Raw genomic sequence first — 20,065 nt, forward strand, 5'->3', positions numbered from 1 at the left:
CGGCGATGGCGGCGCGTCTGGACAACGGGGACGACCTGTCCGAGAGCCACGACATCAACGTCACGCCCTTCATCGACGTGATGCTGGTGCTGCTGATCATCTTCATGGTGGCGGCCCCGCTGGCGACGGTGGACGTGCCGGTGGACCTGCCGGCCTCCACCGCGCAGCCGCAGCCCCGCCCCGACAAGCCGCTGTTCCTGACCATCCAGGGCGACCATTCCCTGTCCGTGGGCGACGCGCCGGTGGCGCGCGGCCAGCTCGCCGCGGCGCTGGACGGCGTGACCGGCGGCGACAAGGGCGCCCGCGTCTTCCTGCGGGCCGACCGCAGCGTGGATTACGGCGCGCTGACCGAGGTGATGAACGACCTGCGCGCCGCCGGCTACCTGAAGATCGCGCTGGTCGGCCTTGACGGCTCGGCCGCCAAATGAGCGCGGCGCCCTTCCACGATGAGGACGGGCGCGACGGCCGGCCTCTGGCGCGCTGGGGCGGCAGCCTTCTGCTGGTGCTGGGCGCCCACGCCGCGGTCGGGATCGGCGCCATGTCCTGGCGCGTGGCCATGGACGAGGCTGCGGCCCCGCCCCCCGCGGTCATGCTGGACTTGGCACCGCTGCCCGAGATCGCCCCGCCGCCGCCCGCCGTGGAACCGATTATCCCGGAGCCCGAACCGCCGCCCGAACCGGTCATCGAACCGCCGGAGCCCGAACCCGTGGTGGAGCCGGAGCCGATCCCGGAGGTGAAGCCCGAGCCGCCCCCGCCGGTTCCGGCCGAGGTCTCGCTTCCCGAACCGCCCAAGCCGAAGCCCAAGCCGAAGGAGCCGCCCAAGCCGCAGCCGCCGAAGGTCACGCCGCCGAAGCCGCAGGCGCAAGTGAAGCCGGCGCCGACCCCGCCGCAGGCGACCACCGCCCAGACCGCCCCTTCCGCCCCGGCCGTGGCGTCCTCCCCGTCGCCGGCCCCCGCGGTCGCGCGGAACAGCACGGCGGTGCCGACGTGGCAGGGGCTCGTGCTCGGCCACCTGGAGCGGCACAAGCGCTACCCCCGCAGCGCCCAGCTGCGCCGCCAGCAGGGCGTGCCGCAGGTCCGCATCGTCATCGACCGGTCGGGCAAGGTGCTGTCGGCGCGGCTGGAGAAAAGCTCTGGCATCGAGGCGCTGGACGAGGAAACGGTGGCATTGGCCGAACGCGCCTCCCCCCTGCCCGCCCCGCCGCCGGAAATGGCGCAGGACCGGATCGAGCTGGTCGTGCCCGTGCAGTTCGTGATGCGGTGAAATCCCCTCTCCCCTCTGGGGAGAGGGTTAGGGTGAGGGGGTTGCGCTTTTGCCGGACGTACCAAGGTGTCGGGGCCCCCTCACCCTCCCCTCTCCCCAGAGGGGAGAGGGTTGAACGGCCAAATGTGATGGTCCTGGGGCATTTCGGAGTCCCAGCTTGACAGGGCAGAGCCCCTGACCCACCTTGTGCAGTGCAGCAAAAAACAAGAACCCAATCTCCTGGGGGAGACGCCTTCTCAATCCTTTGAGGAGGTCTCTGATGAACACGCCTTCCAGCTTCGCGTCCGCCCTTCCAACGCAGCGTGACGCGCGCCTGATCCGCCGCAAGGCCGCGGCGTTACGGGCAGCGCATATCCGTTCCCTGATCCGCCGCATGGGCGCGGCGTTCGGCAGCTTGAGGGCCGCCTTGAGCGCCATCGCCCCTGGGACGGCGGGTGCGCGGCGGGCATAGCGCCCGTCCATTCTTTCAACATCACGGTGTACGCCCGACGGCGGGCCGCGCAAGCGGTGCCGCGTGGGCCTTTTGTTTTCATGTGTGGAGTTTCAACGATGGAGAGACGAGCGGTCGCCTTGGGCGGCTTCGGAGGTTTCAACCTGCATGGTGCGGGCGTGCTGACGGCGCTGGGGCGCCTGGACGTGATGCCCGACCTGTTCACGGTGACCTCCGGACAGATCGTCGTGCTGGCCTCATGGCTGCGCGGCGAGGACGTGCGCAGCCTGCTCCTGAACCACAAGGGTGCCTCCGGCGGGCTGCTCCAGGCCTGGCGGACGGCCATGTTCGGCCACAGCGGGGTGTTCCGCCCGACGATCCAGGAGCACGCCCGGCGCTGGCTGGACGTGCCGCTGTCGCCGGACGCCATGCTGGAGCGGCTGATGCCCGCGCGGCAGTACGCCCCGGTGCGCGACCCCGACACGGTCGCGGAGGTCGCCCGGACGCTGAACGAGGCCGAGGTCGGCGTGGTGTTCAACACCTACGACTTCCGCGCCGGCGAGGGCATCCTGCACGGCAACCCCGCCGCCAAGCGGCTGATGGCCGGCGAGGTCGGGCTGGAGGACATCACGGCGGAGGCGGTGGAGAGCGCGCTCTGGCTCTACCTCTACGGCTTCGAGGAGGCGCCGGGCGGGCTGATCGACGGCGCCTATCACCGCAGCGTCATCCTGGCGGAACTGCATGGGTTCGACGAGGTGACGGTCGCCGCCCCCTTCCCCGTCTCGTGGCTGGGCCCGGTGCCGCGCAACCAGCTGGAGGTCGAGAACTGGAAGATCCGCCAGTGGTTCGCGAACTCCTACAAGGCCGAGGTGGCGCGGCTGCGCCGCGTGATCGAGCTGATGGAGCGCGGCACGCTGAACGACCCCGCCTATCGGATCCGCAGCCTGACGGAGCTGCCGCTGCGTCGGCACTACGGCTATTTCGACTATTTCACGGAAAAGGAGGAGGTGTTCGACGACGCCCTTCTCCAGGCGCTCGACCGGTTCGGCGAGCCGGCGCGGCTGTGCGTCGGCGCGGAATGAGCTGACGGTGCAGGCTGGGTGGAGGGCCTTCGCCGGCGCTCCACCCGGCCTTTTGCTTATGACGGCCTGTCGGCGGATTCGCTGACGACCGGAACGCCGTCGAGGTCGCGCGGCAGGTCGGCCGGGACGCCGGACCGGAAGCGGACCGACAGGGCATAGCCGTCGTCGACCTTGGCGACCTCGACGCGATCCATGCCCGGCAACTGGCTCAGGGTCGACAAGTAACGGTCACGGGCGGCTTCCGCGGCTTCCTTGGCAACTGGCATCTGGACCTCCCTAGCTTTTGTAAAAAGTTGGTGACCCAAACAATATCAGTCAAGGCCGTTATCCTTACGGCACCCGCGCGCACGGTCCATCCTCCCGGCACGGGAAACCGTTGCGCCGGTTCCGCCGTTCATGACAGGCGAATGTGACAACCCGCCATGTCGGCGGACCGGAAGAGAGGCCCCATGGACGCGTTGGACCCCGTTGCCGAGGCCCGGCGGCAGGCCGGATTGGAAATCCAGGCCCTGGCGGAGGATTTTGAGCGCAGCGACGAATCCGCCTTCCGGCGCACCCGCATCGTCTGCTGGGTGGCCGTGGCGGTGGTGACGCTGATTTTGCTGGTTTTGCTGACGGCCGGCGCGGACTGGCGCTACCTGCTGGGATTCTGGGTGGTGATCGTCGGCTTCACCGGGGCGGCCTACGCGGTGTCCACCCACCGCCAGCGGCAGCAGACGAGCCGCCTGCGCGCGCTGGCGACGCGCTGGCTTACTGGGGGGCTGACCGGCGGCGAGGCTGTTCCGCCGGTGTGATGGGCCGCCGGTGTGACGCGTGTCACGCCGTGTGCGAGCCGCGGCGCTTGCGGCGGGTCTGGAAGCGGTGGATGCGCTCGATGACGTCGCCCAGCTCCGCCGCCTCCTCGACCTCGCCGAGGTGGAGCAGGACGCGGATGTAGGTGTCGATCAGGCCGAGCACGGCCTCCTCGTCGGTCACGCCGTAGGCGGCGCGGCCCAGCGCGTCGACGATCAGCGTGCCGCTGTCGGCGAGCGCCTCCGCCACCGCGTTGATGGCCTCGTCGAGCGCGTCGTCGTCGTCCGCCGGGGCGTCGAGGACCGGGTCGAGGATGTCGGGGAAGGAAAGCCGGTCGGCGGGATCGGGATAGCCAGCCATGGGCAACTCTCCGGTGTCAAAGGCAGGAAGGCCCGCCGCGGACGAACGGTCCGTTCGTCGGCGTCAGGCGGCCTCCTGCAGGGGTGACTGGCGGGCGAGGCGCAAGGCCTGGTCCTGGGCCGTGCACAGGTCCGGGTAAGTGGCGGCGGGCCGTCCGTCGACGACGACGGCCCAGCCACTCCGGACTCCGGCGGCCTTATACTGCAACGTAATGCTCCGGTCGGCGCCTTCCAGTGCCATGCGGAGCGGGGTCGTGAACGACCAGGTCAGGTGTTGTTGTGCCATGATCCTCCTCCTTCGAGGATCGCCTTCAAAATCGTCCGGGGGATTCGGACGGCCGCCTCAGGCGGCCACCCTTGTCGTGATCCTGGCCGCGGCGGAAGCCTCCACGGCCTCCGTCTCTTCGGGCAGGCCGGCCCAGGGGACCAGCTCCCGCCCATTGTTGGCGAGGCGCTTGGCCTCGATGTGGCCGACCACCGCGGTGCCTTCCTTGGCGATCCGCAGGATGTCGCCATCCTCCGGGATCAGCGCCCGGTCCACGCCGCAGGCGCGGGCGAGGCGGGCGTGCGCCTCCAGATGCTCGATCGTGCCGTGCACCGGGACCGCGAAGCGCGGCCGGACCAGGTCGTACATGCGGACCAGGTCGTCCCGCTTCGGGTGGCCGGAGACGTGGATCGGCGCGTCGGCCGGGGTTACCACGTCCACCCCCTTGGCCTTGAGGTGGCTCTGGATGTCTTCCAGGGTCGCCTCGTTGCCGGGGATGGCGCGGGCGGAGAAGATCACTGTGTCGCCGGATTCCAGCCACAGCTCGCGGTGGGCGTCGCGGGCGAGCCGGCTGAGCGCCGCGCGCTCCTCCCCCTGGCTGCCGGTGCACAGGAACACGAGGTTCCGGCGCGGCGTCCAGGACGCCTCCATGATGGAGATGAACTCCGGCGCGGTTTCCAGGTAGCCGCTGGCGCGGGCCGCCTTCTCCATGCGCAGCATGGAGCGGCCGACCAGCACGACCTTGCGGTCGTTCGCCTTCGCTGCCTCAGCGACCGCCTGCATACGCGCCACGTTGGACGCGAAGCCGGTCACCGCGATGGCGCCCTTGCGGCCGCGGAAGGCCTCCATCAGGCCGGCGCGGGCGTCCGCCTCCGACCCGGTGGTGCCGTCCACGTTGGCGTTGGTGCTGTCGCACATCATCGCCAGCACGCCCTGGTCGCCCAGCCGCTTCAGCGCGGCGACGTCCATGGTCGGGCCGACCAGCGGGTTCGGGTCGAACTTCCAGTCGCCGGTGTGCAGCACGTTGCCGGCCTTGGTGCGGATCGCCAGCGACACCGGCTCGGGGATCGAGTGGGTGACGGTGATCGATTCCACGCCGAACGGGCCGACGTTGAAGGACGCGCCCGGCTCGAACACCCGGATGCGGACGTGGCGCAGGGCGCCCGTCTCCTTCAGCCGGTCGCGGATGACGTGCGCGGCGAAGGGGGTGGCGTAGATGGGGCACTCCAGGCGCGGCCACAGATGGTGGATGGCGCCGATGTGGTCCTCGTGCGCGTGGGTCACGACCAAGCCCACGACGTCGTCCATCCGCTCCTCGATGAAGGAGGGGTCGGCCATCAGGCTGTCGATGCCCGGCGCCTCGTCGCCCATGAAGGCGACGCCGGCGTCCACGATCAGCCATTTCCCGGCATGGCCGTAGAGGGCCATGTTCATGCCGATGCGCGAGCAGCCGCCCAGGGGGAGGAACAGGATCTCGTCGTCACCGGGGACCGGGCCGGGAGGCGGTCCGGAGGGGGTGCGCTTCAGGGGCGCACGGTTCTTGTTGTTGTTGCCGGCGCCGCCGTGCTCATGCGGGCGGTGCGGGAACTGGGGGCGGACTCCGCCCTTCGGCGCCGCACGGCGGCGCTTATTGTCAAACGTCATACGACCTTCTGCTTCGTCACTCTCTGTGCCGGCATTCAACGCTGCCGGACGGGCGTGCATCGCGTGTCGATGCGGATCTGGACCTCCCCGGTCTGGTCAGCGGCGCCATGACACTGGGGAGGTGTCGAGGCAGCCTGCCGACGCGGGGGCCGGGGAGGAGGGGTTTCGAGCCAATAATTCAGGCGCAGGCTTTAGTCAACGACCGAATACAGGTCGAGGACCGGGCAGCGCAACCGAAAAAACGGCTCGGAAGGGAGATCGCCGAAAAGTACCGTCGGTTACAACGGCCGTTTTCCAGCGACCGAGCTTATATGCGCCTCGCAACGGATGTTTCAAGGGACGGCGACAAGAGCGGCGACGACGATCGGCATGGCTGCCCTGCAGCGGGTTTATAAGGGCGGGTTTATAAGGGGATGCGCATGTGTCAGGCGGAGCAGGACCCGCCGCCGAGCACGCAGAACTTCGCGCAGTGGCGGTGGTTCAGCTTGACCGCCCCGTGGTCGAACTGCCCGCCATCGGCGCGCGCGGCCTCGGCGAGGCTGTTGCCCATCTCGAAGCGGGGGTCGTAGGGCAGAAGCGTGCAGGGCAGGACGACGGCGCGCTCCGCCCCCTTGCGCCTCACCACCATGCGGCTGGAGGCGCACATCATCGCGTCCGGCCGGAGATTCAGGATGCCCCAGCAGGCGGTGGTGATCTCCGGCACCTCGGCCGTCTCGTCCATCTCCGGGAACAGGACGAGCGCGTGCGGGTCGGCGGCGTCGAGGGCAAGGCCATGTTCCGCGAACAGGCGGGCGTAGCCGGCGCGCATTGCGGCCTGGTCCTCGCCCCAGCGGGTGCGGCCGGCCACGGTGACGGAGAAGCCCTCGCGGACCAGCCACCCCAACCCGGCCATCGCCTTGGCGAAGCTGCCCGCGCCGCGCTCCTGGTCGTGCAGCGCCGCGCTGTGGTGGTCCAGGCTGACGCGCAGTTGGAGCCGGCCGCCGTGGCGCTCGCGCAGGGCCGACAGCGCGGCGCGCACCGCGGGGCGCTGCATCGGGCGCATGGCGTTGGTCAGGACCAGCACGCGGAAGCCGCGGTCGAGGCACAGGCCCGCCAGTTCCGCCATGCTCCGGTTCAGGAAGGGCTCCCCGCCCGTGAAGCCGATTTCCCGCACCGGCAGCCCGTCCGCCGCGATCTCGTCCAGGAAGGGCAGGACGTCGGCCGGTTCCAGGTAGGCCAGCCGGTCGTTGCGCGGGCTGGATTCGATGTAGCAGTGCCCGCAGGTGATGTTGCACAGGCTGCCGGTGTTGAACCACAGAGTCTCCAGCCCGCTCAGCGGTACGCTCGCCCGCCGCTCCCCCTTCGCGGTCCAGTCGGGATCGGTGAATTTGGCCCGTGTGGCGGGCGGGGCGGCAAGCGTCATCCTGAATCCTGTGGCGGTCTTCGTTGTGTGGTCCGGGTCGGTCGGTCGAGTGAAGATGGGCCGGTCGCGGGCCGCCGCCACTCACAAGAGCGTGTGCCGGGTGCGGCCGGGAACCGCCCCCGGCGGGGAACGGTTGCGTCAGTCAGCAGAAGGGAGAGCGACATGTACACCCTGAAGGTGAAGGGCATGACCTGCGGGCACTGCGCCCAGACCGTGACCCGCGCGCTGGAGGCGATGCCGGAGGTGGAGCGGGCGCTGGTCGACCTGGACCGCGGCGAGGTCACCGTGGAGGGCAAGGCCGACCCGATGATGCTGACCCGCGCCATCACGGAGGCTGGCTACGAAGTGGCGGACGCATAAGCCGGCGCGACCCTTCCGCGCTGCCCCTGTTGTCTGGGCACGCCCGGCAAACGGGCTCCGCAGAAACGGACCATAACGAATTCGGGAGATCAACCCATGGCAGACTATGAAAGCCGTTGGAGGAACGACCAGGGCTACCGGCGCGATGACGATCGCTGGAGCGACCGCGGGCGCAACGAGGATCAGCGCTGGGGCCGGGAGGATTACGGCCGCTCCGGGCGCGACAGCATGAGCGGTGGTGGGCGTCAGCCCGGCTACGGCTATGAAGGATCCGGCCGCGAAGGCTACGACTATGGCCGCGATTACTGGCGGCAGGAGGAGGGGCGCGGCGGGTTCGGCCAAACCGCCGGCGGCCGCGATTACGGCAGCCGTGACTTCGGTGGCCAGGATTACAGCAGCCAGGGTTATGGCGGCCAGAGCTACGGCGGCCAAGGGTCCGGCAGCCAAGGGTATAGTGGACGCAACTTCGGCGGCCAGGGTTACGGCGGCCGGGATCGGGGCTCCTTCGGCCAGGACTATGGCTCCCGCGGCTATGGCTCCCGCGATTACGGGGCCGATTACGAGTCCCGTGGCGACTATGGCCAGGATTTCGGCGGTTCCTACGGCTCGCGCGGCGGCATGGGCAGGATGGGCGGCAGCATGGGCGGCGGAATGGGCAGCGGTATGGGCGGCTTCGGCCGGTCGAATTACCGCAGCTCCGACTACCGGGGATCCTCCGACTATGGGCGCAGCCGGGATTACCGCGGCGACCAGGACCGCGGCTTCTTCGAGCGCGCCGGCGACGAGATGGCCTCCTGGTTCGGCGATGACGACGCGGAGCGCCGCCGCCGGATGGACGCCCAGCGCGGCGACCGCGGCGCCGAGCATCACCGCGGCCGCGGCCCGCGCGGCTACGCCCGCTCCGACGAGCGGATCCGGGAGGACGTCAGCGACCGCCTGACCGACGATCCCTACATCGACGCGTCAGAAATCGACGTGACCGTCAGCAACTGCGAGGTCACGCTGTCCGGCACCGTCGACGACCGCCGGACCAAGCGCCGGGCCGAGGACGTCGTGGAGTCCATTTCCGGCGTCCGGCACGTGCAGAACAACCTGCGCGTCCGCCAGCAGAGCTACGGCGGCAGCGGCACGACGGCGGGCACGACGGCGGGCGCCTCGGCCATGGCCGGCCTCGGCACCACCGGCACCGGCCTGGGCAGCATGAGCGGCACCGCCGGGACCACCGGCACGACGACCGCCAGCACCACGCGCATGGGCACGGCGCGCTGATGTGAGACCCTCTCCCAGCCCTGCTGGGAGAGGGAGGGGCCCGCCGCGGAGCGGCGGGAGGGTGAGGGCAAGGTGTTCCCGTGGAACCTAGCCCTCACCCTTCCCACGCCGGAGGCGTGGGCCCCTTCCCTCTCCCTGCGGAGCAGGGAGAGGGTGATATTTGGCTACTTCCCCCCATTCCCGTTCGTCTGAGTGCGCTGCTTCGCGGGTTTCGCGCCGCGGGTCAGGTTGTGGGCGGTGGTGACGAGGGCGATGTGGGAGAAGGCCTGGGGGAAGTTGCCGACCAGACGCTTGGCCTTGGTGTCGTACTCCTCCGACAGGAGCCCCAGGTCGTTGCAGAGCGCGAGAACGCGCTCGAACAGGGCCACCGCCTCGTCCCGCCGTCCCTGGAGGACGTAGGCGTCGGCGAGCCACAGGGTGCAGGGAAGGAACACCCCCTCCCCGTCCGGCAGGCCGTCGTCGGCCTCCTCCGTCCGGTAGCGGAGCAGGAAGCCGTCCTGGAGCAGGTGCTTCTCCACGGCAGCGATGGTGCCTTCCACGCGCGGGTCGGTGATGGGCAGGAAGCCGACCAGCGGGATGGCGAGCAGCGCCGCGTCGACGTGCCTCGCCCCGTAATACTGGACGAAGCTGTTCATCTCCGGCGAAAAGCCGTGCTCGCAGACGTTCTGGTGGATGGCGTCGCGCAGCGCCCGCCAGCGGTCGAGCGGCGCCTTCAGCCCGAACTTCCGGGCACTCTTCAGCATGCGGTCCACCGCGACCCAGGCCATCACCTTGGAATGGGTGTAGTGGCGCGACTGGCCGCGCACCTCCCAGATGCCTTCGTCCGGCTGGTTCCAGACCGTCGCCAGATGGTCGATCAGCGCGCATTGCAGGCTCCAGCCCTGGTCGGTGACCCCAAGGCCGCCCAGGCGCGCCTGGTGCACGGCGTCCATCAGCTCGCCGTAGATGTCGAGCTGGAGCTGTCCGGCGGCGGCGTTGCCGATGCGGACGGGCGACGCGCCCTCGTAGCCCGGCAGCCAGGGCACCTCCCATTCCTGGAGGCGCCGTTCCCCGCCGATGCCGTACATGATCTGGATCTGGTTCGGGCTGCCGGCGACGGCGCGCATCAGCCATTCCCGCCAGTCCTGCGCCTCCTCGTAGAAGCCGGCGTTCATCAGGGCCAGCAGGGTCAGCGTGGCGTCGCGCAGCCAGCAATAGCGGTAGTCCCAGTTCCGCACGCCGCCCAGCTTCTCCGGCAGGGAGGTCGTCGGGGCGGCGACGATGCCGCCGGTCGGCCGGTAGGTCAGCGCCTTCAGCGTCACCAGGGAGCGAATGACCGCGTCGCGCCAGGGCCCCTCGAAGGTGCAGCGCGCGCACCAGTCGTCCCAGAACTGGAGCGTGTCGCACAGTGCCGCCTCAGGGTCGACGGGCTCCGGCGGCGGCAGGTGCGAGGGGGAATAGGTCAGCACGAAGGGGACGCTCTCCCCCTCCCCCACCGTGAAGTCGGAGACGGTGCAGAGCCCCTCGCCGCGGAAGAGCACCGGCGTGCGCAGCGTCACCATGTCCGGGCCGGCGACGGCGCGCAGAGTTTGCGGGCCAACGCGCGACACCCAGGGCACCGTGCAGCCGTAGTCGAAGCGGATGGTCATCTCCATGCGCATCGGCACCCGGCCGCGGCGGCCGCGCACGATGCGGACGATGTCCGACGCCTGCCCGCGCGGCGGCATGAAGTCCACCACCGTCACGGCGCCCTCGGCCGTCTCGTACTCCGTTTCCAGGACCAGGCTGTCGCCGCGATAACGGCGGACCGGTTTGGCGCCGGCGTCGCTGCTGGCGTTATGGGGGCGCAGCTGCCAACGGCCATGCTCCGGCGTGCCCAGCAGGGCGGCGAAGCAGGCCTCGGAATCGAAGCGCGGCCAGCACAGCCAGTCGATGGAGCCGTCCCGCGACACCAGGGCCGCGGTCTCGCAGTCTCCCAACAGGGCGTAGTCCTCGATCCGGGACGGCATGAAAGCACCCGAAAGTGGTTTGTCGAACGTGCAACGCCTGCAACGACGGCCGGCACCGACGGGTTCCGCGCCGGTAAGGCCATGAACGACTTGTCATGGAACCGGTCGCGTCCCGGCGGGTTGGCCCAGAAAAGCCTTTTCCTTCCGACCCGATAAGACGGAGACACCCATGGCGAGCACCGCGTCCGACGTCCTGGTGGACGTGCTGGTGAACTGGGGCGTGGACACGATTTTCGGCATCCCCGGCGACGGCATCAACGGCATCATAGAGGCGCTGCGCAAGCGCAAGGACGAGATCCGCTTCGTCCAGGTCCGCCACGAGGAGGCCGCCGCCTTCATGGCCTGCGGCTATGCCAAGTACACCGGGAAGCTGGGCGTCTGCATCGCCACGTCGGGGCCGGGCGGCATCCATCTGCTGAACGGGCTGTACGACGCAAAGCTGGACCACCAGCCGGTGCTCGCCATCACCGGGTTGCAGTTCCACGACCTTGTCGGCACCTACACCCAGCAGGATGTGGAGCTGGACAAGCTGTACCAGGACGTCGCGCTGTACAACCAGCGCATCATGGGGGCGGCGCACGTCCGCAACATCACGACGCTGGCCTGCCGCACGGCGCTGGCCCACCGCGGTGTGTCCCACATCACCATGCCCGTGGACCTTCAGGACCAGACGGTCGACGAGGACATGCGGGCGCCGCGCAACGTCAAGGGCCACAACACCGACCTGTTCGCCCCGGAGCTGCCCGTCCCGTCGGAGGAGCAGACCCGGCGCGCCGTGGAGATCCTGGACGCCGGGCAGCGCGTCGTCATCCTGGCCGGCCAGGGCGCGCTGCGCGCCACCGACCAGCTGGAGCGGCTGGCCGACAAGCTGGGCGCCGTCATCGTCAAGGCGCTGCTGGGCAAGGCGGCGGTTCCGGACGACAGCCCCTTCACCACGGGGCAGGTCGGGCTGCTCGGCACCGCGCCGTCGCAGGAGGCGCTGGAGACCTGCGACACGCTGCTGATCGCCGGGTCGACCTTCCCCTACATCGAATACTACCCGAAGCCGGGGCAGGCCCGCGCCATCCAGATCGACATCGACGCCGCCCGCATCGGCCTGCGCTACCCGGTGGAGGCCGGGATGGTCGGCGACTGCCGGCTGGCGCTGGACATCCTGATCGACCGCGTGAAGCCGCACCCCGACCGCTCCTTCCTGCAAAAGGCGCAGGCCGGCAAGGCGGAGTGGATGACACTGATGGAGGAGCGGGGGACGCGCACCGACACGCCGATGAAGCCGCAGGTCGTCGCGTGGGAGCTGGGCAGGCGCCTGTCCGACACGGCGCTGGTCGCCTGCGACAGCGGCACCATCGCGACCTGGTGGGCGCGGCAGATTCCGGCCAAGCGCGGGCAGATGCACACGCTGTCCGGCAACCTCGCCTCCATGGCGCCGGGCCTGCCCTACGCCATCGCGGCGCAGATCGCCTATCCGGACCGTCAGGTGGTGGCCTTCGTCGGCGACGGCGGCTTCTCCATGCTGATGGCCGATTTCGCCACGGCGGTGAAGTACGGGCTGCCGATCAAGGTGATCATCAGCAACAACCGCTCGCTCGGCCAGATCAAGTGGGAGCAGATGGTCTTCCTCGGCAACCCCGAATATGTCTGCGACCTCTACCCCATCGACTTCGCCAAGGTGGCGGAGGCCTGCGGCGGCAAGGGCTTCACCATCACCGACCCGAAGGACTGCGGCGCCGTGCTGGACGCGGCACTCGCCCACCCCGGCCCGGTGGTGGTGGACTGCATCGTCGATCCCAACGAGCCGCCGATGCCGCCCAAGGTCCAGGCCAAGCAGGCACTGCATTTGGCGGAGGCGCTGGCGCGCGGCACCCCGGACGCGCTGAAGATCGCCGCCACCGTCTTCAAGGACCGCGCGCGGGAGATCATCTGAGGCGTCCGATTCCCGCCTGTCGCCTTGCCGGCCGGGTGACGGGCGACGATGCCGGCGGCTGTTGACCGGCTTGATGGGCGGCGTTCTTTCCACGGAACGCCGCCTCGCTTTGTGCGTTGGAGCTTGCGGCATCACCGGTCCGGCTCATCGTCTCAGGGGTCGAAGCGCCATTTTCCTGGCGGGGTACGCCTGTTGCGCCGCAACAAAAACACCCGCCTTGCGGTGGTGCCCCCTCTCCCGCCTGTTGGACATTGGGAGATATCCTTCATTCTTGGGTGGATGGTCGGTCGCTCGCGACGTCATCACATGGACGTACCGTCGGCACCAAGACCAGAGGCAGGCGACGGATACCCTGGTGTCGGAATAGGTATTCGCGAGCCGGCTCCGGGCGACCCTTTGCGTCGTATTGCGCATTTACGCCCATTTTCATTCTGATAAAGTCCAATTCCGCTCGCTGCTGGATCATCGTCTTCAGCGCTGAACGGGGCGCATCCTTGAGCGGGGCGGCACGGAGCGCCAATGCCGCGGCCGGTTCGGCCAATCCTATCCAAGCCGCGTACGGACTCGCACTCCAAGGGGACGCCGTACCGTCCACAGCCGCTTCAGCCATTCGCAGGAGCGGGACGATCATGGCGTAAGAGATGCGCCGCCATGTGGCCGCCGAGGTTGCGCAAGGGGATTCCAATCACGGCAGCGGTCGGAAGCACAGCACAGGCAGAATTGCCGGGCACGTTCTAGAATCGGGGGGCTAGACATGACAAAAGAATCGGCGATCAGAATGTTTCCGAAAGGGGGCGTGTCGGCCTCCTCCATGGCGCGCGGAGATGACTCCGCCGTCGGCACACGCCGGTCGTCGCTTCTGGTCATCGACAGCAAGCCCATGACGCTGGAGAGCAGCGCCGCCTGGCTGGCCAACCATCTGCCGGGCCTGTCCGTCGTCCCGCTTCCATCGGTCGACATGGCCTTGCAAGCCCAAAAGCGGATGCACGATGTCGACGGCGATCATGTGTCCGTCATCCTGCTGAACATCGGAGCGGCCTACACGTCGGACCCGCGTGTCGCCGACGATCTCGGCCGGCTCGACGATGAATTCCCCAACGTCCCGGTCATCGTCATCTCGGACCGCGAGGAGGTCGAGGCCGTCGCGGAAGCGCTGGAATGCGGCGTCCGTGGCTACATCCCGACGAGCATCTCGCTGCCCGTCGTCGTCGGCGCGATCTATCTGGTCCAGGCGGGCGGAATCTACGCCCCGCCCTACGCCCTCATGGAGACGAGCCGGCGGAGCACGCTGCGCCTGACGGACCACGCCATGCCCGGCAACAGCGCGATGCCCGGCTTCACGCGCCGCCAGATGCAAGTGCTGGCCTTCCTCCGCCAAGGCACGCCGAACAAGATCATCGCGCACGAGCTGGCGATGTGCGAGAGCACGGTCAAAGTCCACGTGCGCCACATCATGAAGAAGCTGCGGGCGACCAACCGCACGCAGGTCGCCTTCCTGACCGCCAGCCTGTTCGGCGAAAGCGGCTCCGGGTATGTGTCGGAGCATGAGCACTGAACGGGGCATCACGGTGCCCTGACCGATTTTCCCGCAACGAAGGACGGCCGAGCCTGCGTCCGCGTCCCCAACGCACGGACGGCGCTTCCATACGGCTGCCTTCCGTGCGCATCGATCGAAGGCTTCGCGATGACATCCATGTTTGACCTTCACGGGCGCCGCGTCTGGGTCGCGGGGCATCGCGGCATGGTGGGTTCCGCCGTCGTCCGGCGGCTCGCCCGCGAGCGTTGCAGCGTCCTGACCGTGGAGCGCTCGGCCGTCGACCTGCGCCGGCAATCCGACGTCGAAACCTGGATCGCGGAGACCCGTCCGGACGCGATCATCCTCGCCGCGGCCAAGGTCGGGGGCATCCATGCCAACGACACCCACCCCGCCGAGTTCATCTACGACAACCTCGTGATCGAGACGAACATCATCCACGCGGCGTGGCGGTCGGGGGTCGGGAAGCTCCTGTTCCTCGGGTCTTCCTGCATCTACCCGAAATTCGCGCCGCAGCCGATGACGGAGGATGCCCTCCTGACCGGTCCCCTGGAGCCGACGAACCAGTGGTACGCCATCGCCAAGATCGCCGGCATCAAGCTTTGCCAAGCCTACCGGCGCCAATACGGCTGCGACTTCATATCCGCGATGCCCACCAACCTGTACGGGCCGGGCGACAATTTCAGCCGGACGTCGAGCCACGTCCTGCCCGCGTTGATCCGCAAGGTCCACGAGGCGGTCGAGCACGGGCAGGAGACCGTGGAGGTGTGGGGCACCGGGCGTCCGAGGCGGGAGTTCCTGCACGTGGACGATCTGGCCGACGCCCTGGTCTTCATGCTGCGCCACTATTCCGGCGAGGAGCATCTGAACGTCGGCACCGGCACGGATGTGAGCATCGCGGAGCTGGCCCAGACCGTCGCCGACGTCATCGGCTATCGCGGCCGCTTCTCGTTCGACGCGTCGATGCCGGACGGAACCCCGCGCAAGCTGATGGATGTCGGCCGGCTGGCAGGGCTTGGTTGGCGCGCGCGCATGGACTTGCGCACCGGCATCGCCCAAACCTGCGACTGGTACCGGACCGCTCTCAACCAAGGACTGGTCCGCGCCGCGGCCGAATGATCAGGCTGGCCAGCGCCATGGTCCAAGGCGCCATGGTCCAAACGTTCCGACGCTTTCGTGCCGAACATCCATCGGGGGAGCACACGGCTCCACAGCAACATGAGGATTCGAACGTGAGCAAGACTGCGCTGATCACCGGTGTTACTGGGCAGGACGGTGCCTATCTGGCCGAAATCCTGCTGGACAAGGGCTATATCGTCCATGGCGTCAAGCGCCGCTCCTCATCCTTCAATTCCGCCCGTGTCGAACACCTGTACCAGGACCCGCACGAAAGCGGCGTTCGCTTCTTCATGCATTACGGGGACCTGACCGACGCGACCAACCTCATCCGACTGGTCCAGGAGGTCCAGCCGGACGAGATCTACAACCTCGCCGCCCAGAGCCACGTGCAGGTGAGCTTCGAGACGCCGGAATACACGGCCAACGCCGACGGGATCGGCACGTTGCGCCTGCTGGAGGCCATCCGCATCCTCGGGATGGAGGAACGGACGCGCTTCTACCAGGCCTCCACGTCCGAACTCTACGGCAAAGTGCAGGAGACGCCGCAGCGCGAGACGACGCCCTTCTACCCGCGCAGCCCCTACGCGGCGGCGAAGCTCTACGCCTATTGGATCACGGTGAACTACCGCGAGGCGTACGGCATGCACGCCTCCAACGGCATCCTGTTCAACCACGAGAGCCCGATCCGCGGCGAGACCTTCGTGACGCGCAAGATCACCCGGGCCGTCGCCGCCATCCAGCACGGCCTGCAGGATGTGCTCTACCTCGGCAACCTGGACGCCAAGCGCGACTGGGGCCACGCCCGCGACTATGTCGAGGGCATGTGGCGCATGCTGCAGCAGCCGGAAGGCGGCGACTACGTCCTGGCCACCGGCGAGGCCCACTCGGTGCGCGAGTTCGTGGAACTGGCCTTCGCCCGCGTCGGAAAGACCATCGAATGGCGGGGCAAGGGCGTGAACGAGAAGGGCTACGACGCGAGCACCGGCGCTCCGCTCGTCCGCATCGACGAACGCTATTTCCGGCCGACGGAAGTCGATCTGCTGCTGGGCGATCCGTCCAAGGCGCACCGGGAGCTTGGCTGGCGACACGGCACGACCTTCACCGACCTGGTCAATGAGATGGTGGACGCCGACCTCCACCAGTTCGCGGTCAGCCTGGACTACGCCAAGCACCGGTTCGACTGACGGGCGCTTCAACGACGTGCGGGCTGCGGACCGGTCGGTCCGCAGCCCGCATTTTTTATCCTGTGCCGTCCTTGGCTCCGGTTACGACCGTGCTTCGGCGGGGTGCGCCGGCCGGCCGATGGAGCTGTAGCTGAAGCCGGCCTTCGCCATGTCGCCGGGATTGTAAATGTTGCGCAGGTCGATCATGACCGGCCGCTTCAGCAGCGTCTTGACCCGCTTCAGATCCAGCGCGCGGAACTCGTTCCACTCCGTCAGGATCGCCATGCAGGAAGCGCCGTCCAGCGCGGCGTAAGCGTCTTCCGTCCACTCCACGCCGGGCAGCAGCTTGGCCGCCTCCGCCATGCCCGCCGGATCGAAGGCGCGCACGTGGGCGCCGGCCGCCTGCAGCGCCGCGATGATGTCAATGGCCGGGCTGTCGCGCATGTCGTCGGTGTTGGGCTTGAAGGTGACGCCCAGCACGCCGATGGTCTTGCCGTCCACCACCCCGCCGCAGGCGGCGATGATGCGCTCGGCCATCTGCTTCTTGCGCTTGTCGTTGATGTCCACCACCGTTTCGATGATGCGCAAGGGGCTGCCCATCTGCTGCGCCGTGCGGACCAGCGCCAGCGTGTCCTTGGGGAAGCAGGAGCCGCCGTAGCCCGGGCCGGGGTGCAGGAACTTCCGGCCGATGCGCCCGTCCAGCCCGATGCCGCGGGCGACGTCGTGCACGTCCGCCCCGACCTTCTCGCACAGGTCGGCGATCTCGTTGATGAAGGTGATCTTGGCCGCCAGGAAGGTGTTGGCCGCGTATTTCGTCAACTCCGCCGTCTCCAGCGAGGTCACCACGATCGGCGTCTCGATCAGGTAGAGCGGCCGGTAGAGCCGGCGCATCACCTCGCCTGCCCGATCGGAGGTGGCGCCGATGACGACGCGATCCGGGCGCATGAAGTCGCCGATGGCCGAGCCTTCGCGCAGGAACTCCGGGTTGCTCGCCACGTCGAAGTCGGCACCAGGCGCAAAGTCGGGGCGGACGCGGCGGATGATCGCCTCGACCTCGCGGCCGGTGCCGACCGGCACGGTCGACTTGGTGACGACCACGGTGTAGCGGTCGAGGTTGGCGGCGATCTCCTCCGCGGCGCCGAAGACGTAGGAGAGGTCGGCGTGGCCGTCGCCGCGGCGGGTCGGCGTGCCCACGGCGATGAACACGGCGTCGACGCCCTGCATCGCCTCATTCAGGTCCATGGTGAAGGACAGGCGGCCCGCGGCGACGTTGCGCGCCACCAGGTCGTCCAGCCCCGGCTCGTAGATCGGGATCTCGCCGCGCTTCAGGCGCTCGATCTTGCCCGCGTCCTTGTCGACGCAAGCCACGTGGACGCCGAATTCCGAAAAGCAGGCCCCGGACACCAGCCCGACGTAACCTGTGCCGATCATCGCAACGCGCATGGAGTCCCCTTTCCTTATTCTACACGCGTGCCGCACCAGCCGTCCGTCCGCTTAGGACCGGCAGCATCCGGTCGTTGAGTGATGTCTGGGGCTGAGGCTGGTGGGAGCGTGCCGCACACCCGTGCGTTCGTGGTTTCCGCGCAGCGGCCTGTGCGCAAGCGGCGTCCTGACCGGGCCGCGCCACCGGGCTGTTCCGCTGGGGCCGCGCCGTCACACGTCCAGGCCGCCCGCCGATGAAGCACAGTCAAGGCCATGTGATCTGAATGTTTGCACAACACCAACTGAACGGAGAAGTCGTCCAGATGTCCTAATCACATTCCGACAACGATTGACTTCATGGAATTACTTGGCCGTCCATATACGGCATAGGGACGCTACGCATTTTTGTGAATTGCCGGACCGATGCCGCGGCATCACCGCAACGACCGGGCGCACATCCTCCCTTCGGCGGAGGCCGGTCATCCCTGCTCATGATGCGCAATGCGTATTCGAACAAAGTGAGGAATGGCGCCGCGTCGGTTGCTGGCTGACACTCCTCAACAATGAGGTTTGGCCGCGGCCAGGATCCACAGGATGCCGGAAAGGGCGTTCCTCCACGCCGTCTCCTGTTCCGGAGCATGAAAAATCAGCCAAAGGGCCACCGAATGTGCGGCGGCGATCCCTTCCATAAGGATTCACCATGAAAATCCTGATCTTTGCCCATCGCTTGGAAATCGGTGGCACGCAGTTCAACGCCATCGAACTCGGGGCGGCCTTGCGGGACCAGCACGGCTTCGACGTCGTCCTGTGGGCCACGCCGGGGCCGATGCTGTCGCTGATCGAGCGAAAGGGACTGCGCTACGTGGCGGCCCCGGACGCCCGGCTGCATCCCTCGCCGACGCGGATGCAGGAGCTTCGCGCCTTGGTGCGGCAGGAAAAGCCGGACCTGATCCACGCCTGGGACTGGTGGCAGGGGCTGGAGGCCTATTACGCGACCCACCTGCCCATGAAGGTGCCGTTGATCGTCACCGACATGATGTTCGATTTCAACCGCGTGCTTCCCAAGGCGGTGCCGACCACCTTCGGGACGCCGCAACTGGTCGAACGGGCTGCAAAGTCCGGTTGGAAGCGGCCTGAACTTCTGTTGCCGCCGGTGGACGTGGTCCAGAACGCGCCCGACGCAGTGGACGCCCGCCCGTTCAAGGAACAGTTCGGGGTGCGCGACGACGAGATCACGCTGGTCACCGTGTCGCGACTGGCAGAGTTCATGAAGGCCGACGGGATCATACGCACGGTCGAGGCCGTTCGCCGGCTTGGCCGACACATGCCCCTGAAAGCGTTGATCGTCGGCGACGGCACGGCGCGGTCCCGGCTCCAGGCCATGGCGGACGACGTCAACGCGGAATTGGGGCGTTCCGCCGTCGTGTTGACCGGGCCGCTGGACGACCCGAGGCCGGCCTATGCGGCCGCGGACATCGTCATCGGCATGAGCGGATCGGTCATGAGGGCCATGGCCATCGGCAAGCCGGTGATCATCCAGGGATGGAGCGGGTTCGCCGCGGTCTTTTCTCCGGACACCGCCCCCACCTTCCATTACACCGGGATGTACGGAACCGGCGACGGCGATCCGTCAAATCAGTGTCTCTCGGATGCGATCTGCCGGCTTGCCGAGGATGCGTCGCTGCGCACCGAACTCGGGCGGTTCGGCCGCGACTTCATCCTCCAGCACCACGCCCTCGACGTCGTGGCTCCGCGTCTGGCCCAATTCTGCCGGTCCGCGTGCGAAGAGGCTCCGCGCCTGCCCGTGATCGCCAAGGATGCCTTGCGCACCGCAATGATCTACTGCCGGGAACGGCGATTCCTCTCGGCGTCGCGCGACCTCCTCCCAACCGATCGCAAGCCCCTCTGGAAAATCTCGTGACCGGCGGGTTCGGCCCTGGGAGCCGTTCCCGGCCGATCAGCGGGCCGTTGCCATTGCCATGGAGGGTTCCTTGAATTGGAGGTGGAACGACGCGGGGGTGAGGCTTCGAGCGCTGTTCCTCCGTTCG

General features: G+C 68.4%; 19 protein-coding genes. 12 read left to right on the forward strand and 7 right to left on the reverse strand.

Annotation, left to right across the window (positions count from 1 at the left end):
* Nucleotides 1-5 precede the first annotated feature (5 nt).
* From exbD to J2851_RS05725, 4 genes are all read left to right on the forward strand, one after another.
* Complete coding sequence (exbD, locus tag J2851_RS05710) at nt 6-428, forward strand: TonB system transport protein ExbD (protein ID WP_209764859.1); 423 nt, start codon at nt 6-8, stop codon at nt 426-428.
* Nucleotides 425-1,264 (forward strand): energy transducer TonB family protein, encoded by an 840-nt coding sequence (locus J2851_RS05715; protein WP_209764860.1) that lies wholly within the window; start codon nt 425-427, stop codon nt 1,262-1,264. Before exbD ends, J2851_RS05715 begins: the two co-directional genes overlap by 4 nt.
* Nucleotides 1,265-1,523: 259 nt before the next feature.
* Complete coding sequence (locus J2851_RS05720) at nt 1,524-1,715, forward strand: hypothetical protein (RefSeq protein ID WP_209764861.1); 192 nt, start codon at nt 1,524-1,526, stop codon at nt 1,713-1,715.
* A gap of 98 nt (nt 1,716-1,813) precedes the next feature.
* Nucleotides 1,814-2,776 (forward strand): hypothetical protein, encoded by a 963-nt coding sequence (locus tag J2851_RS05725; RefSeq protein ID WP_209764862.1) that lies wholly within the window; start codon nt 1,814-1,816, stop codon nt 2,774-2,776.
* Nucleotides 2,777-2,832: 56 nt separating this feature from the next.
* Here the strand turns inward: J2851_RS05725 and J2851_RS05730 are convergent, their stop codons facing one another.
* Nucleotides 2,833-3,042: a hypothetical protein gene (locus tag J2851_RS05730; RefSeq protein WP_209764863.1), complete on the reverse strand. Its 210-nt coding sequence runs from the start codon at nt 3,040-3,042 to the stop codon at nt 2,833-2,835.
* Nucleotides 3,043-3,225: 183 nt separating this feature from the next.
* Here J2851_RS05730 and J2851_RS05735 point away from each other — a divergent pair, with 183 nt between their 5' ends.
* Nucleotides 3,226-3,570 (forward strand): hypothetical protein, encoded by a 345-nt coding sequence (locus J2851_RS05735; RefSeq protein WP_209764864.1) that lies wholly within the window; start codon nt 3,226-3,228, stop codon nt 3,568-3,570.
* A 22-nt stretch (nt 3,571-3,592) separates the two neighbouring features.
* Here the strand turns inward: J2851_RS05735 and J2851_RS05740 are convergent, their stop codons facing one another.
* The 4 genes from J2851_RS05740 to J2851_RS05755 all read right to left on the reverse strand — a co-directional run bounded on the left by J2851_RS05740 (nt 3,593) and on the right by J2851_RS05755 (nt 7,238).
* Entirely contained in the window at nt 3,593-3,928 is a 336-nt protein-coding gene (locus J2851_RS05740; protein ID WP_209764865.1) for a hypothetical protein, read from the reverse strand.
* A gap of 63 nt (nt 3,929-3,991) precedes the next feature.
* The gene (locus J2851_RS05745) at nt 3,992-4,213 is read right to left on the reverse strand and encodes a hypothetical protein (RefSeq protein ID WP_209764866.1); all 222 of its coding nucleotides are present in this window, start codon (nt 4,211-4,213) and stop codon (nt 3,992-3,994) included.
* Between the two features lie 57 nt (nt 4,214-4,270).
* On the reverse strand, nt 4,271-5,836 hold the full coding sequence (locus J2851_RS05750) for a ribonuclease J (protein ID WP_209764867.1): 1,566 nt from the start codon (nt 5,834-5,836) through the stop codon (nt 4,271-4,273).
* A 424-nt stretch (nt 5,837-6,260) separates the two neighbouring features.
* The gene (locus J2851_RS05755; protein ID WP_209764868.1) at nt 6,261-7,238 is read right to left on the reverse strand and encodes a radical SAM protein; all 978 of its coding nucleotides are present in this window, start codon (nt 7,236-7,238) and stop codon (nt 6,261-6,263) included.
* Nucleotides 7,239-7,400: 162 nt separating this feature from the next.
* Here J2851_RS05755 and J2851_RS05760 point away from each other — a divergent pair, with 162 nt between their 5' ends.
* Nucleotides 7,401-7,598, forward strand: a complete 198-nt coding sequence (locus tag J2851_RS05760; RefSeq protein WP_209764869.1) for a CopZ family metallochaperone — start codon at nt 7,401-7,403, stop codon at nt 7,596-7,598.
* A gap of 96 nt (nt 7,599-7,694) precedes the next feature.
* Nucleotides 7,695-8,867 (forward strand): BON domain-containing protein, encoded by a 1,173-nt coding sequence (locus J2851_RS05765; RefSeq protein ID WP_209764870.1) that lies wholly within the window; start codon nt 7,695-7,697, stop codon nt 8,865-8,867.
* Between the two features lie 164 nt (nt 8,868-9,031).
* Here J2851_RS05765 and J2851_RS05770 read toward each other — a convergent pair whose 3' ends face one another.
* A complete protein-coding gene (locus J2851_RS05770) occupies nt 9,032-10,855 on the reverse strand; it encodes a glycoside hydrolase family 15 protein (protein ID WP_209764872.1) in 1,824 nt (607 codons plus the stop codon).
* Nucleotides 10,856-11,024: 169 nt separating this feature from the next.
* Here J2851_RS05770 and J2851_RS05775 point away from each other — a divergent pair, with 169 nt between their 5' ends.
* The 4 genes from J2851_RS05775 to gmd all read left to right on the forward strand — a co-directional run bounded on the left by J2851_RS05775 (nt 11,025) and on the right by gmd (nt 16,616).
* A complete protein-coding gene (locus J2851_RS05775) occupies nt 11,025-12,779 on the forward strand; it encodes a thiamine pyrophosphate-dependent enzyme (RefSeq protein ID WP_209764874.1) in 1,755 nt (584 codons plus the stop codon).
* 778 nt (nt 12,780-13,557) lie between these two features.
* Nucleotides 13,558-14,334 (forward strand): response regulator transcription factor, encoded by a 777-nt coding sequence (locus J2851_RS05780; RefSeq protein WP_209764876.1) that lies wholly within the window; start codon nt 13,558-13,560, stop codon nt 14,332-14,334.
* A gap of 129 nt (nt 14,335-14,463) precedes the next feature.
* Entirely contained in the window at nt 14,464-15,432 is a 969-nt protein-coding gene (gene fcl, locus J2851_RS05785) for a GDP-L-fucose synthase (RefSeq protein WP_209764878.1), read from the forward strand.
* A 113-nt stretch (nt 15,433-15,545) separates the two neighbouring features.
* Nucleotides 15,546-16,616, forward strand: coding sequence for a GDP-mannose 4,6-dehydratase (gmd, locus tag J2851_RS05790; RefSeq protein WP_307419043.1), 1,071 nt, complete (start codon nt 15,546-15,548; stop codon nt 16,614-16,616).
* Nucleotides 16,617-16,697: 81 nt separating this feature from the next.
* Here gmd and J2851_RS05795 read toward each other — a convergent pair whose 3' ends face one another.
* A complete protein-coding gene (locus J2851_RS05795) occupies nt 16,698-18,038 on the reverse strand; it encodes a UDP-glucose dehydrogenase family protein (protein ID WP_209764880.1) in 1,341 nt (446 codons plus the stop codon).
* A gap of 679 nt (nt 18,039-18,717) precedes the next feature.
* Here J2851_RS05795 and J2851_RS05800 point away from each other — a divergent pair.
* Nucleotides 18,718-19,938 (forward strand): glycosyltransferase family 4 protein, encoded by a 1,221-nt coding sequence (locus J2851_RS05800; protein ID WP_209764881.1) that lies wholly within the window; start codon nt 18,718-18,720, stop codon nt 19,936-19,938.
* Nucleotides 19,939-20,065 lie beyond the last annotated feature (127 nt).

It is taken from the genome of Azospirillum rugosum (assembly GCF_017876155.1).
Taxonomy (GTDB): Bacteria; Pseudomonadota; Alphaproteobacteria; order Azospirillales; family Azospirillaceae; genus Azospirillum; species Azospirillum rugosum.